The following is a 15,352-nucleotide window of genomic DNA, read 5'->3' as shown; positions in this document are numbered from 1 at the left end:
TAAATTAATACTATGGAATTAGAAGAAGAAAAGAAACGGATGCATAAAAGAAGCCCTATAGCGTGGGTGCCTACGGCCTACTTTGCGATGGGGTTACCCTTTGTGGTACTCAACATGGTAACGGTGTTGATGTTTAAAGGATTAGGTGTGGAAGACAAGTTAATTACGTTTTGGACTTCCCTTATTTTGTTGCCGTGGACGCTGAAACCGCTTTGGAGTCCGTTCCTCGAACTGTTTAAAACCAAAAAATTCTTTGTTGTACTTACCCAGTTGGTAACGGGGGTAACGTTTGGCTTGGTGGCTTTCTCGCTGAATCTTCCTCATTTCTTCAGTGTTGCCATTGCGCTGTTAGCTATTATTGCTTTCAGCGGTGCCACCCACGATATTGTGTGCGACGGTGTGTATATGAGTGAGTTGACTCCCTCAGAACAAGCTAAGTATATCGGTTGGCAGGGGGCTTTTTATAACATTGCCAAAATCGTGGCTACCGGAGGACTGGTGTATCTGGCTGGCGTATTGATAGAAAAGTATGGCGGCGGGTCAGGTGCTGATGCCGAAGCTACAATATTGGCAAGCCGTAAAGCGTGGATGATAATTATGTCAGTCCTTTGTGCTGTTATGGTACTGTTGGGTATTTACCATATTTTTATGCTTCCTTCAGGCAAGAAACATGAGCAGAAAGAGCAGCGTACGGCAGGACAGGTGATGACCGAACTGGGAAATGTGTTGTTGGCGTTTTTTAAGAAAAGTCACATCGTTTACTATCTGTTTTTCATCATTCTATACCGCTTTGCCGAAGGTTTTGTAATGAAGATTGTTCCGCTTTTCCTGAAAGCAGACCGGGCGATGGGAGGCCTCGGACTGAGCGAAAAAGAAATCGGATTGTATTACGGATCGTATGGGGCTGCGGCTTTCGTGTTAGGTTCGTTGCTGGCTGGATATTATATTTCGTCTCGCGGGTTGCGTAAAACCTTGTTTTCATTATGTTGTATATTCAACCTGCCTTTCGTGGTGTATGCCTTTTTTGCATTTTTCCAACCCGAAAGCGGAATAATCATTTGCAGCGGCATCGTTTTCGAATACTTTGGTTACGGGTTTGGCTTTGTAGGACTTACGCTTTTTATGATGCAGCAGGTGGCTCCCGGTCCTCATCAGATGGCACATTACGCATTTGCGTCGGGCATCATGAATTTGGGAGTTATGCTTCCGGGTATGCTGAGCGGATGGGTATGCGAGACATTGGGCGAGTGGTTTAATAGACCGGGAGGATATGAGCCGTTCTTTATCTTTGTATTATTTGCTACTATCCCGGCGTTCCTGATAACTTATTTCGTTCCGTTCAAATACAATCCGGACGGTTCTTTGGTAAAAGGAGAAAAAGAATAAATACAGGTGGGAAACTCTTTACAAATAGAGTGGGACAGACAAACTCAAAAACATATAAACTAAAAAACTTATGACAGAAAAAACAATGATGCCGTGGGAAGATCGCCCGGCAGGATGTACAGATGTAATGTGGCGTTATTCACAAAATCCGGTTATCGGACGCTATCATATCCCGACGTCAAACAGCATTTTCAACAGTGCTGTGGTTCCGTTTAAGGATGGATTTGCCGGTGTGTTCCGTTGCGATAACAAAGCGGTTCAAATGAATATATTTGCAGGATTCAGTAAAGATGGAATCAATTGGGAAATCAACCACGAACCGATTGTGTTTAAGGCTGGAAATACCGACATGATTGAATCGGAATATAAATACGACCCGCGTGTTACGTGGATTGAAGACCGTTACTGGATTACGTGGTGCAACGGTTATCACGGACCTACTATCGGATTGGGCTATACGTTCGATTTCAAAGAGTTCTTCCAGTGTGAAAATGCTTTCTTGCCTTTCAACCGTAACGGCGTGCTGTTCCCGCAGAAGATAAACGGCAAGTATGCCATGTTAAGCCGTCCGAGCGACAACGGTCATACTCCGTTTGGCGATATTTATATCAGCTACAGTCCGGATATGAAATACTGGGGCGAACACCGTTGTGTAATGAAAGTGACTCCGTTCCCCGAAAGCGCATGGCAGTGTACGAAGATCGGCGCAGGTTCAGTGCCGTTCCTTACCGAAGCCGGCTGGTTGATGTTTTATCACGGTGTAATTACGACGTGTTGCGGCTACCGTTACTCAATGGGTGCAGCCATCTTGGATAAAGACAATCCGGAAAAAGTATTATATCGTACGCGCGATTACCTGCTTGCGCCGGCGGCTCCGTATGAGTTGGCAGGAGATGTTCCTAATGTAGTGTTCCCGTGTGCAGCTCTTCAAGACGGAGAACGGGTGGCAGTGTATTATGGTGCGGCAGATACGGTGGTAGGTATGGCATTTGGCTATATCTCTGAGATTATCGATTTTGTAAAGACACATTCTATCTGATAGATAAAAAGATGGAGAATGGGTCGTTGAGGAGAAACGTTACGCTGATTCTCAATAGCCGGTTCTCCATCTTTGTTTTTTTATTGTTCAACATTCTATTATTCTACTCTCAATCATTCACCTATGAAAAAGACTCTGATAACATTATTGGCGGGCTTTTTTGCTTTTCAGTTCTTACAGGCGCAAGAGCCGGCAGACTATGTGAATCCCTTTATTGGGACAACTAATTTCGGAACATGTAACCCCGGAGCTGTTTGCCCGAATGGAATGATGTCTGTTGTACCCTTTAATGTGATGGGGTCGGCAGATAACACGTACGATAAAGATGCGCGCTGGTGGTCTACGCCGTATGAGTATACCAACAGTTTCTTTACCGGTTTTTCTCATGTTAATTTAAGTGGAGTGGGATGTCCCGACCTCGGTTCGCTTTTGCTGATGCCCACTACCGGTAAGTTGGATGTAGACTATCATCATTACGGTAGCAAGTACGAAAAAGAAAACGCATCGCCGGGTTATTATACCATCTCACTTACCAAGTATAATATTCTGGCAGAAGCTACGGCTACTCCCCGTACTGGACTTGCACGGTTCACTTTCCCGAAGGGGGAAAGCAATATCTTGTTAAACTTGGGCGAAGGTTTGACAAACGAAAGCGGAGCTTTCATGCGCCGTGTGAGCGACCGCGAGGTAGAAGGCATGAAGGTATTGGGTACGTTCTGTTATAATCCGCAGGCGGTGTTCCCTATCTACTTTGTGATGCGTGTCAATAAAGCTCCGAAAACCACAGGATATTGGAAAAAGCAACGTCCGATGCAGGGGGTAGAAGCTGAATGGGACAAAGATCAGGGAAAATATAAACTTTATACGAAATACAACAGAGACATTGCCGGTGACGACATCGGTGCATGGTTTACTTTCGATACCGAAGAGGGCGAACAGATAGAAGTAGCTATGGGTGTTTCTTTTGTAAGCATAGAGAATGCGCGCGAAAATCTGGATAAAGAGCAACACGGACGCCACTTTGAGGCTATTCATCAGGAAGCCCGCCAGCGTTGGAACGATGACTTGGGCAGAATCCAAGTAGAGGGCGGAACGAAAGAACAGAAAACCGTGTTCTACACCGGACTTTATCATGCGCTTATCCATCCCAATATCCTGCAGGACGTAAACGGACAGTATCCGCAGATGGAAGGAGATAAAATCTTGACAACCGAAGGCGACCGCTATACGGTATTTTCATTGTGGGACACGTACCGCAATTTGCACCAGTTGATGACGCTGGTTTATCCCGAACGTCAGATGGACATGATTCATACCATGCTCGACATGTATAAAGAACACGGCTGGCTGCCGAAATGGGAACTTTACGGACGTGAAACCTTGACGATGGAAGGCGACCCCAGCCTGCCCGTTATTGTAGATACGTGGATGAAAGGCTTGCGTGATTTCGATATCAATCTGGCATACGAAGCTATGTATAAATCTGCTACTACTGCGGGCAAGGATAACCTGATGCGTCCGGATAATGACGACTACATGTCGCGCGGGTATGTTCCGCTGAGAGAGCAGTACGATAACTCTGTATCGCACGCTTTGGAATACTATATTGCCGATTATTCTTTATCTACGCTGGCTAAGGCATTGGGAAAGAAAGAAGACGCAAAACTGTTTTACGACCGTTCGATGGGCTATAAACATTATTATTGTAAAGAGTTTGGAACGCTTCGTCCCATCCTTCCCGACGGTACTTTCTACTCTCCATTCAACCCGCGTCAGGGTGAGAATTTCGAACCGAACCCCGGTTTCCATGAAGGTAGTGCATGGAACTATACGTTTTATGTTCCTCACGACGTGATGGGATTGGTGAAACTGATGGGCGGAAAGAAAAAGTTTGTCGACAAACTTCAGATGGTGTTCGACGAAGGACTGTACGACCCTGCAAACGAACCGGACATCGCTTATCCGTATTTGTTCAGCTATTTCAAGGGAGAAGAATGGCGCACGCAAAAACTTGTAAACGAACTGTTGGCAAAACATTTTACCACCAAACCCGACGGGTTGCCGGGCAATGAAGATACAGGAACCATGTCGTCATGGGCAATCTTCAGTATGATGGGCTTTTATCCCGACTGTCCGGGGGTGCCTGAATATACATTGACCACCCCGACGTTTGATAAAATCACCATCAAACTCGATCCGAAATACTACAGCCGCGACCGGTTGGTTATCGAGAAAGTCCATGAAGACGGTGGTTCGGGATTCGGATTCATCGATACCGTTCAGATGGGCGACAAGCGTTGCGGATACCGTATCAATCATAACGATTTGGTAAAAGCCGGAACACTGACCTTTAAAGTAAAATCCTCTGTCGGGAAGTAATCTTCCGACATCAATTTGTGGTTGTGTATAAACAGACATGCTTGCATCCCGCTGTTGGGGTGCGGGCATGTTTTTTTTGTTTAGAGACTGTGTATTCCGCATTTCACCCTACATTGCCAGATAACAGGCATTCATCTCTGTTTTATCCATTCCGTTTAAAGATAATATTCTCATTTTCAGCTATCGTTCACTCCCGTAAAACGCAACCGTTAGTGTTGGTCATTTCTAACGGAAGAGTTGCCCCGTTCTACCCATAGGACTCGGTCGTTCTTCGAATAGAAATTTTCGATGTCTCAAACCGGAATCCGGCAAAATTTAAACAAGCTCTTGTTCGCTTATTTCAACGAATTTCGTAACTTTGCACGTGATTTAAGTTTTATCGAAAATTCATTTTAAACAAGTGCTATGATTCTATTTTTCAGAACACCCGGTCAAAGTGTGATTGCTACTCAATGCAGCAGCGAAATGAATGAAGAAGACATTCGCAAACTCAGCTGGCTGTACAGCAATGCAACGGTAGAAAAAGAAGAAAATTTGAAAGGTTGGTTTATCGGACCTCGCCGCGAAATGATAACTCCGTGGAGTACGAATGCTGTTGAAATTACGCAAAACATGGGGTTGAAAGGCATCCGCCGCATCGAAGAATATTTCCCGGTAAAGGATGAGAATGCCGACCATGACCCGATGTTGCAACGCATGTATCATGGGTTAGACCAAGATATATTTACGGTAGACATCAAACCCCAACCGATTATTTATATCGACAATCTGGAAGAGTATAACGAAAAGGAAGGGTTAGCTCTGTCGCGCGAGGAAATGGACTACCTGCTGAAAGTAGAAAAAGACTTGGGACGCAAGCTGACCGACTCGGAAGTGTTTGGTTTCGCTCAAATCAACTCGGAACACTGCCGCCACAAAATTTTCGGCGGAACATTCATCATCGACGGTCAGGAAATGGAATCTTCCTTGTTCCAAATGATTAAGAAGACTACCAACGAAAACCCGAACAAAATTATATCTGCCTATAAAGACAATGTGGCGTTTGCCGAAGGTCCGGTAGTGGAACAGTTTGCTCCGGTAGACCATTCTACTTCCGACTATTTCATTATCAAAGACATCAAAACGGTTATCTCGCTGAAAGCCGAAACCCATAACTTCCCTACCACGGTAGAACCGTTTAACGGTGCGTCGACCGGTACGGGAGGAGAAATCCGCGACCGTATGGGAGGTGGAAAAGGTTCATGGCCCATCGCCGGAACGGCTGTTTACATGACATCTTATCCCCGTACGGAAGAAGGACGCGAGTGGGAAGATGTGCTTCCTGTCCGCAAATGGTTGTATCAAACTCCGGAACAGATTCTGATTAAAGCCTCAAACGGTGCTTCCGACTTCGGTAACAAGTTCGGTCAGCCGCTGATTTGCGGTTCGGTGCTTACGTTCGAACATCAGGAAAACGGCGAAAAATATGCTTACGATAAAGTAATCATGCTTGCCGGAGGCGTAGGTTACGGAACGAAACGCGACTGCTTGAAAGGTACTCCCGAAGCAGGCGACGAAATCGTAGTGTTAGGAGGTGATAACTATCGCATCGGTTTGGGCGGAGGTTCTGTTTCGTCGGTAGAAACCGGACGTTACTCTTCGGGTATCGAACTGAACGCTGTACAGCGTGCGAATGCCGAGATGCAGAAACGTGCCTATAACGTGGTTCGCGCTTTGTGTGAGGAAGAACAGAACCCGATTGTGTCTATCCACGACCACGGTTCGGCTGGTCACGTAAACTGTTTGTCGGAGTTGGTGGAAGAGTGCGGCGGTTTGATTCACATGGATAAACTCCCCATCGGCGATGAAACCCTGTCGGCAAAAGAAATCATAGCCAATGAATCGCAAGAACGTATGGGCTTGCTGATAGAAGAAAAGTCAATCGATCACGTGCGCAAGATAGCCGAACGCGAACGTGCTCCGATGTACGTAGTGGGCGAAACAACCGGCGACCATCGTTTTGCTTTCGAACAGGCAGACGGCGTTCGTCCGTTCGATTTGGCAGTGAGCCAGATGTTCGGTTCTTCTCCTAAAACTTACATGGTAGATAAAACCGTAGAACGCCACTATGAAAATGTGTCTTACGACGTAACCAAACTGAATGAATACGTAGGCCGCGTGCTTCAGTTGGAGGCTGTAGCTTGTAAAGACTGGTTGACAAACAAGGTAGACCGCTCCGTTACAGGCAAGATTGCGCGTCAGCAGTGTCAGGGCGAATTGCAGTTGCCGTTGAGCGACTGTGGTGTGGTAGCCCTCGATTATCGTGGTGAGAAAGGTATCGCTACGGCTTTGGGTCACGCTCCGCAGGCAGCTTTGGCTAATCCGGCAGCAGGTTCTGTACTGGCTGTATCCGAAGCACTGACCAATATCGTATGGGCTCCGCTTGCCGAAGGGCTGGACAGCGTATCACTGTCGGCTAACTGGATGTGGCCTTGCCGTTCACAGGAAGGAGAAGACGCCCGCCTCTATACGGCAGTTAAGGCGTTGTCTGATTTCTGCTGTGAACTGCAAATCAATGTTCCTACCGGAAAAGACTCTTTGTCAATGACTCAGAAATATCCGAACGGAGAAAAGATTATCAGTCCGGGAACGGTTATCGTTTCTGCCGGAGGAGAGGTATCGGATATCAAGAAAGTAGTATCTCCGGTAATGGTTAACGATGAAAAATCTACGTTCTATCATATCGACTTCAGTTTCGATGAACTGCGTTTGGGAGGTTCTGCCTTTGCTCAATCACTGAATAAAGTGGGCGACGATGTTCCTACCGTTCGCGATGCAGAATATTTCCGCGATGCCTTCCTTGCCGTTCAGGAGCTGGTTAATAAAGGTTTGATTTTGGCCGGTCACGACATCTCGGCAGGAGGTTTGATAACAACCTTGCTCGAAATGTGTTTTGCCAATACGGAAGGCGGTATGGAAATCGCTTTAGATAAGTTTAAGTGTGACGACATAGTCAAGATACTGTTTGCCGAAAATCCGGGTATCGTTATTCAGATTGCCGATAAGCATAAATCAGAAGTTAAGAAGATTTTGGAAGATGCCGGCGTAGGATATATCAAGTTGGGTAAGCCGGCCGACGAACGTCATATCTTGGTAACGCTTCACGATGCTACTTACCAGTTTGGTGTAGACTATCTGCGTGATGTATGGTATTCTACTTCTTACCTGCTCGACCGCAAGCAGAGCATGAACGGATGTGCGAAGAAACGCTTCGAGAACTATAAGCAACAGCCGTTGGAGGTGGTATTCGACAAGTCGTTTACCGGTAAGCTGTCGCAGTTCGGACTTGACCCCGACCGTCGTACACCGAGTGGAATCAAGGCTGCCATCATTCGCGAAAAAGGTACGAACGGTGAGCGTGAAATGGCATACATGCTCTATTTGGCTGGCTTCGATGTAAAAGACGTTACGATGACCGACCTTGCCAGCGGACGCGAAACGCTGGAAGACATCAGCATGATTGTATTCTGTGGCGGATTCTCTAATTCCGACGTGTTAGGTTCGGCAAAAGGATGGGCAGGTACATTCCTGTTCAACCCGAAGGCTAAAGCCGCGCTCGATAATTTCTATGCCCGTAAAGATACCCTGTCATTGGGCGTTTGCAACGGTTGCCAGTTGATGATGGAACTCGGACTGATTACTCCGGAAGACGAAAAACAAGGCAAGATGTTGCATAACGATTCTCATAAGTTCGAATCTTCATTCCTCGGAGTAACCGTACCGATGAACCGCAGCGTGATGTTCGGTTCGCTCAGCGGATCGAAGTTGGGCATTTGGGTAGCTCACGGCGAAGGTAAGTTCTCACTGCCTTACCCTGAAGACCACTATAACGTTGTCTTGAAGTATTCTTACGATGAGTATCCGGGAAATCCGAACGGTTCCGATTACAGCGTGGCAGGTATTGCCAGCCAAGACGGACGCCATTTGGCAATGATGCCTCACTTAGAGCGTGCTTGCTTCCCGTGGAACAACGCATATTACCCTGCCGAACGCCTGCATAAAGACCAAATCACACCGTGGATGGAAGCCTTTGTCAATGCGCGTAAGTGGGTGGAAGCTCATAAAAACTAATGCACACACATGATCTTTTCAGATTAATATAGTAATTAAACAGGGAGAGCATCGGGAAGTTTCTACTTTCTGATGCTTTTCTTTTTCTCATTTCATAGCGTCAGTAAATAGCGCATTCTGTTGATTTTGTGGTTTAAATCCTCTCTATTATTGTCGCTTTCTGAAATATTCTCTACTTTTGCGTGGAAAATTTTGTCTATATGAAAATAACACGGTATTGGGTAGGATATTTGGCAGGGCTGTTCATCGTGTTGGGAGGACTCGTGACACCCGGACGGGCAGCATCTTTTTTGATTTCAGAAGAGATGGAAGATTCTGTTCAGTCATGGTTGCCTGCCGATTCGGTTTTTACCCACTTTTTAGCGCGTCATAATATTCCGCTTACCGCCCATAATGAACTTGAACTGTTGCCGAGCGGGAGATTGAAGTTCGGCAGTTTGTTTCAAGAGATACAGAAAGCGAAACATCATATTCATCTTGAATATTTTAATTTCCGGAGCGATTCTATTGCTAAAGAACTGTTTACCCTGTTGGCAGAAAAAGCCAAAGAAGGGGTGAAGGTGCGTGCCATGTTCGATGACTTCGGGAACCTTTCCAATAACCGGCCGCTCCGCAAAGAACACCTGAAGATGTTAAACGAGCGCGGCATTGAAATCATTAAGTTCGACCCGATACGTTTCCCCTATGTCAACCACATCTTTAGCCGCGACCATCAGAAAATCGTGGTTATCGACGGCAAGGTGGGCTATACGGGCGGAATGAACATCGCGGATTATTACATCAACGGACTACCGGAAATCGGGCCGTGGCGAGACATGCACGTTTGCATTAAAGGCCCGGCAGTGGAGCAGCTTCAGAAAGCATTTTTGAGTGTATGGAACAAAGAGTCTGGCCAGCAGATAGGGGGAGATGAATATTTTCCTTTTGACCGCGATTCGCTGGATAGCCTGCCTCCCCATTTGGGAAATCAGGTAGCAATCATTCAGCGCGTTCCGAAGGTTTCGCCCGATATTATGCGTGAGGCTTACATTGCTGCGATGGATGCGGCGGAGCACAGAATACAAATTATCAATCCCTACTTTACGCCTACGGTCAGTGTGCGTAGAGCGATTAAGCGGGCAGCAAAGCGAGGGGTGAGGGTAGAAATCATGATTCCCGGAAAATCAGACATCCCGTTTACGCCCGATGCCGGATTTTATTTCGCCAACAAGCTGCGTAAGGCGGGGGCACACATCTATGTTTTTAATGGAGGGTTTCATCATTCTAAAATCATGATTGTAGACGACCGTTTCTGTACCGTAGGCAGTACGAATCTCAACAGCCGCAGCCTGCGTTACGATTATGAAATCAATGCGTTTATTTTCGACCTCCCCACAACCGCTCAGTTAGGCGATATCTTTAAGGCAGACAAGCAGAACAGTACGATTATGACGCGCGAAGAATATAAAAAGCGTTCGGGATGGAAAAGATTTGTGGGCTGGTTTGCCCATTTGTTCACGCCCGTATTATAGGAAAACACTTCGGCCTGTATAAAAATATCCGCATATCTTTAAAGAAACCAACTGATGTTTTTAAAGATATGCGGATAAATTTTTAAGTGTTCCCCGCTGCTGGAATCCACGCGGGGAAACGGAGTGGCGGATTATAATCCGTGGATAATGTGAATCATCTGTTCGCCCAAGCCGATGGTATAGCCGTGTGATTCGAATACCACGCGGTTAAATGTGTCGCTGATAATGAATACAGGCAACTGTCCGCCGTGTTCCAATTTCATGTTTTCGGCTATCATGCGGCGGATTTTGCCATCGGTGTCGATACCGAATTTCACGGTAGAAGGCAGGTTGGGGAAGTCCTTGTGATTAAACTTGCTGTATGCTTCCTTGTCGGTAAACAGCAGCAGAACGGTGCGTCCCCATTTTTCGAATTCGTTTTTCTTGATTTCGATGTCCTTCAACGCATGATTGGTAGGCTCCTGACCTACTCCAAGTACGCCGATGATGTAATATCCACGTCCCGTGGTAGCCAGTACGCTGGTTTCTTCACCGCTTTCAACCGACATGTATTTCGCTTCTGAATCGAAGTTACCGATAACACGGATTTCTTCAGTATTTTCACGCATTACGAGGTCGATGGTTGTAGTCTTTCCTTCCTCTATGGTGAAGAAAGCAACGTTGCTCAATACACTTCCATCTGCCATACGGCTACCTGTAACCAGCTTGTAGTAGCCGGTTTCCATCTTCGTTCCGTTCTTGAGAAGCGATTCCCATGTTGCATCTTCGGGATAACTCATCAGGCGGAAAATACCGTTATCGTATTTAGAAAGTGTGAAATGCGTATAATATTTCGGATTATTCAGGCGTGGAATAGCCTTATAGGTTGCTTTCAGTGTGCCTTCCGACGGACGTTGACTTACAGCTGTTTCAAAGTCAACCTTTACGGTTTCGCCATTTTTGAGATAATAAATATTTCCGTTTACGGCATCTTTCTGGGCAGGTATGCCGAGGCTTCGGGCTGCTGCAACAAAGAAAATCTCGCGTGAGCCGGTATCGGTAACACGGCTTCTCCATACGCCTTCGGGCGATGTGGTAGTAAAGATTGTATTCAAATCGTTGCGGATGATGAGGCTGTCTTTACACCAGTTAACCAATTGTTGCGGGTCGTTGCGGAACTGTTCAGCCAATGCTGCGGGAATATTTTTTTGCAAGTAGGCGCGGTATGGAGTCAGTATTTCGCTGGCAATACGCGGAGCAAGAACCATTTTGATATCGGCTGTCGGGTCGGTATTATACAAGTGGTCTTCTAAGATGGCGCAAGGTGTGTCGCGCAGGTCTTTCTCAGAGACGGTAGACAATAATTCCAAAGCGCGTTCGCCCATCTTTTTGGCTGTTGCGTTTTTCAGGAATGACATGATGTCGGCGTGGTTTCCTCTTGATTTCAAGATGAATGCCACTGTTTTTTCTTTATCCAAGCCTTGTGCTTCGGCAAATTCTTCAGCTTGTTCCTGAGTAGGGAAGGTACCTACATAAGCATTTCGTATCGAGTCTTCTTCGTTCATTCGACGTGTATTTTCGGCACGTTGCTCGTCGGTTACCTTAGGCATGTTTGCTTTCTCTACCGGCGGAACAATGTTGAACGGAACGGTAAAGTCATCGCCTTCCTGATGGTCAAGAACCACGGTTACTTGTTGGTCTTTTCCGAACGATGCTTTCTGGATACCAAATTTGCCGTTTGCCGATGCGTAAATCAGCATATCTCCCAGTCCGGCAGACAAAGAGGCATGTCCGTTTTCATCGCTGATTTTGCTTGCTACGGTATAGAACTCAGCATAATTGTAGATTTTGAATTCTACATTTGCTCCGGCAACCGGACGGTTTCCATCGTCTTTAACTAAGATTTCAATGGGAGCGTTTTCTCCGTAATTTTCGATGATATTGATTTCAGTATAGTTTGCCGTTTGTTTCATGACTTCTTCCGGTCCGTCATACGCACCGAATACTTTGGTGTGCATCAGCATCCCCCGGCTTGCAGGTGCGTTAAACCATCCTAAGTTCAATACCGGTTCGGGTTCACAGGCACCTAAAAAATACCATTTTCCGTCTACCCATGCTTCTACCCACGCATGGTTGTCGTCGGTGTGTGCCCATCGGGGAGTATAAACCTGACGGGCAGGAATACCTACCGCACGCAGAGCAGCTACGAGAAAAGTCGATTCTTCTCCGCATCGTCCGTATGCCGTTTTGACGGTAGCCAACGGAGCACTGGTACGGCTGTCGGAAGGCGTATAAACCACCTTCTCATGACACCAGTGGTTTACTTCCAATACTGCATCGTAAGCCGAAAGACCATTTACGCGCGGAAGCAATTCTTTGGCAAAAAACTCACGAGCGTTATCCAAGTTTTCATTGTTTATACGTACGGGCAGTACAAAATGGCGGAAAATCAAGTCGGGAATGTTTTTTCCCCATGAGGTCGATTGACGTGTTTCTAATGCTTGTCGTACATTGTTAAGATAAAATTCTCCGGAATAATCGGTAATGTCTCCGGGAGTCATGTATGCGTACAGAAACATCATAGCTTCCCGTTCCGTCTGAGTCATCTCTTGATTGAAAATGGCAAACAAATCGCCTCGGTTCAGCGTTGATTGCTTTTCAGCGAAATCGGCTTCCACTTTAGCCCGGTAGTCAGTCTCTTGAATAAAGTGGTCGGAAGAGCAAGCAGCAAGAATCAGTGTGATAACAATTGCAGAGAGAAAAATAATGTGCTTTGTCATAAAGATGAAGATGTGTAAATAAAATTGTGAACAGAGGTAGTAATAAAAGAAATAAGTATAACCCTTTACTTATAAAAGCGAACGACCGCGTCTCGTTTTATAGATGACGAGGCGCGGTCGGGCCTAATCTTTTGGTTGAGTTATCTGTATGTATCAGATAGGCTTGTACTCAACGAATGCTTCCATTGCTTCGTAGCAAGCTAATCCCAAGTGGTCGTACAATGATGCTGTACCACGGTTACGGTCTTCGCTGCGCTGCCAGAACAGACGTTCGTCGTTTCCGAGGAACGGAGCGCTTTCCATCTGTGACTGATGTTTCAAGATAGAGTTACGTTTAGCGCGTAATTCTTCAGGACTCAAAGGAACAGCCATTTCGATGTTTTCAATTTCCCATTCAGCCCATGCTCCACGGTACATCCAGATGCGGCAGTCGTTCAGCCATTCTGCATTTGCATTCTTTTCTTCATCGATGGCAGCAAATACGGCATCTGTACATACGCGGTGTGTTCCGTGCGGGTCAGCCAAGTCGCCGGCTACATAAATCTGATGCGGTTTTACTTCACGCAGCAAGTTCTGTACAATTTCCACATCGGCTTCGCTGATAGGATTCTTTTCGATTCTACCCGTTTCATAGAACGGAAGGTCGAGGAAGTGACAGCGGTTCAACGGAATCTTATTATAGGTACAAGCCGTACGAGCTTCTCCACGTCGGATAAGTCCCTTGATGGTAAGGATATCGCGTGTGTCGATATCGCCTTCTTTTTTGTTGAGCAAGAAGTTCTTGATTTCAGCATATTTTTCGCAGATAACCTTGTCGCCACCTTCTTCGAACAATTGGTTGAATCCGTTGATAAAGTGCATGAAGCGTACTACTTCTTCATCGCCTACGGCAATGTTTCCAGAGGTTTCGTAAGCAATGTGTACTTCATGACCCTGCTGAACGAGGCGGCGGATAGTTCCACCCATTGAAATAACATCGTCATCCGGATGCGGTGAGAACACAATGACACGTTTCGGGAACGGTTTGGCACGTTCGGGACGATAAGTATCGTCTGCATTGGGCTTTCCTCCCGGCCATCCTGTGATGGTGTGCTGCAAATCGTTGAATACCTTGATATTTACGTTATATGCAGAACCGTAAAGAGCCAGCAGTTCGCTCAATCCGTTTTCGTTATAATCTTTGTTTGTAAGTTTCAGGATGGGCTTGTTCAAAATGCTGCACAGCCATGCGATAGCGCTTCGAATCAGTTTGTCGTTCCATTCGCAGTTGGTTACTAACCACGGACGCTGGATGCGGGTAAGATGGGCAGCAGCAGCCAAGTCGATACAAACAGTGGCATTGGTATGAAGTTGCAGGTAAGAAGCCGGCAGCGTATCGCTTACTTTGTCTTCTACTGCACTCTTGATGATATCAGCTTTATCTTCTCCCCAAGCAATGACATATACCTTGCGTGCTCCGAGAATCGTATTGATACCCATTGTGATAGAGCAAGGAGGCAGATTGTCGACACCAATGTTACGAGCCGATTCGGCACGCGAAGTAGCATTGATAAGAATCAGTCGGGTAGTAGAGTTGACTTGCGAACCGGGTTCGTTCATACCGATGTTACCTTCTCTTCCGATACCCATTACGGCGATGTCAATACCTCCGTATGTCTGGATGCGTTGCTCGTATAAGCGGCAATGGTCGATGATGGCATCTTGCGGAATGCTGCCGTCCATTGTAAACACATTCTGTTTATCAATATCTATTTGCGAGAGAAGTAATTTGTTCAGATGATTAAAACTGCTTCCGGCTCCTTCAGTCAGCGGGTAATATTCATAAAGATTAAAGATAATGACATTACGGAAGCTGATACCGTCTTCCTTATGACGGCGTACCAGTTCGCTGAATAAAGGACGTAACGAAGCACCCGTACCGATAGCAATCGTACAGAATTTGCCTTCGCGTTGTCTGTCTTGGATTTTGGCGATGATTTCGTCAGCTATCTGGCGAGTGCCTTCTTCCATTGTTTCAAAAATGTTTGTCTGTATCTTTTCCAAGCGGGTTAATACAGAACGCTCAACCGCACTCTCCACTTTATAGTAGCGCGGAGAAACGCGATTCAATGAGATTTGGGAGCTGAGATTCGTTCTCATGGTTATAATGATTTAATGAATGTACCTAT

7 protein-coding genes are annotated in these 15,352 nt (G+C 46.2%); 5 read left to right on the top strand and 2 right to left on the bottom strand.

Annotation, left to right across the window (positions count from 1 at the left end; genetic code table 11):
- The first annotated feature begins 12 nt into the window (after window positions 1-12).
- The 5 genes from M3085_RS03285 (at window position 13) to cls (ending at window position 10,425) form a co-directional block, all read left to right on the top strand.
- Entirely contained in the window at window positions 13-1,386 is a 1,374-nt protein-coding gene (locus M3085_RS03285) for an MFS transporter (RefSeq protein ID WP_410554113.1), read from the top strand.
- A gap of 70 nt (window positions 1,387-1,456) precedes the next feature.
- On the top strand, window positions 1,457-2,425 hold the full coding sequence (locus M3085_RS03280) for a glycoside hydrolase family 130 protein (protein WP_178256487.1): 969 nt from the start codon (window positions 1,457-1,459) through the stop codon (window positions 2,423-2,425).
- A gap of 123 nt (window positions 2,426-2,548) precedes the next feature.
- Window positions 2,549-4,804 carry a GH92 family glycosyl hydrolase gene (locus M3085_RS03275; RefSeq protein WP_178256488.1) on the top strand — a complete coding sequence of 752 codons (2,256 nt, stop codon included), beginning with the start codon at window positions 2,549-2,551 and terminating at the stop codon, window positions 4,802-4,804.
- 405 nt (window positions 4,805-5,209) lie between these two features.
- Entirely contained in the window at window positions 5,210-8,914 is a 3,705-nt protein-coding gene (gene purL, locus M3085_RS03270) for a phosphoribosylformylglycinamidine synthase (protein ID WP_178256489.1), read from the top strand.
- A gap of 200 nt (window positions 8,915-9,114) precedes the next feature.
- Window positions 9,115-10,425, top strand: coding sequence for a cardiolipin synthase (cls, locus tag M3085_RS03265; RefSeq protein WP_204501130.1), 1,311 nt, complete (start codon window positions 9,115-9,117; stop codon window positions 10,423-10,425).
- A gap of 131 nt (window positions 10,426-10,556) precedes the next feature.
- On the opposite strand, the gene M3085_RS03260 is transcribed toward cls, so the two are convergent.
- On the bottom strand, window positions 10,557-13,184 hold the full coding sequence (locus tag M3085_RS03260) for a transglutaminase-like domain-containing protein (protein WP_249052262.1): 2,628 nt from the start codon (window positions 13,182-13,184) through the stop codon (window positions 10,557-10,559).
- Window positions 13,185-13,337: 153 nt separating this feature from the next.
- Window positions 13,338-15,323 (bottom strand): glucosamine-6-phosphate deaminase, encoded by a 1,986-nt coding sequence (locus tag M3085_RS03255; protein ID WP_178255565.1) that lies wholly within the window; start codon window positions 15,321-15,323, stop codon window positions 13,338-13,340.
- Window positions 15,324-15,352 lie beyond the last annotated feature (29 nt).

This window comes from Bacteroides caecicola (assembly GCF_023337095.1).
GTDB lineage: Bacteria > Bacteroidota > Bacteroidia > Bacteroidales > Bacteroidaceae > Phocaeicola > Phocaeicola gallinarum.
This window is presented reverse-complemented; position numbering and strand designations above follow the sequence as displayed.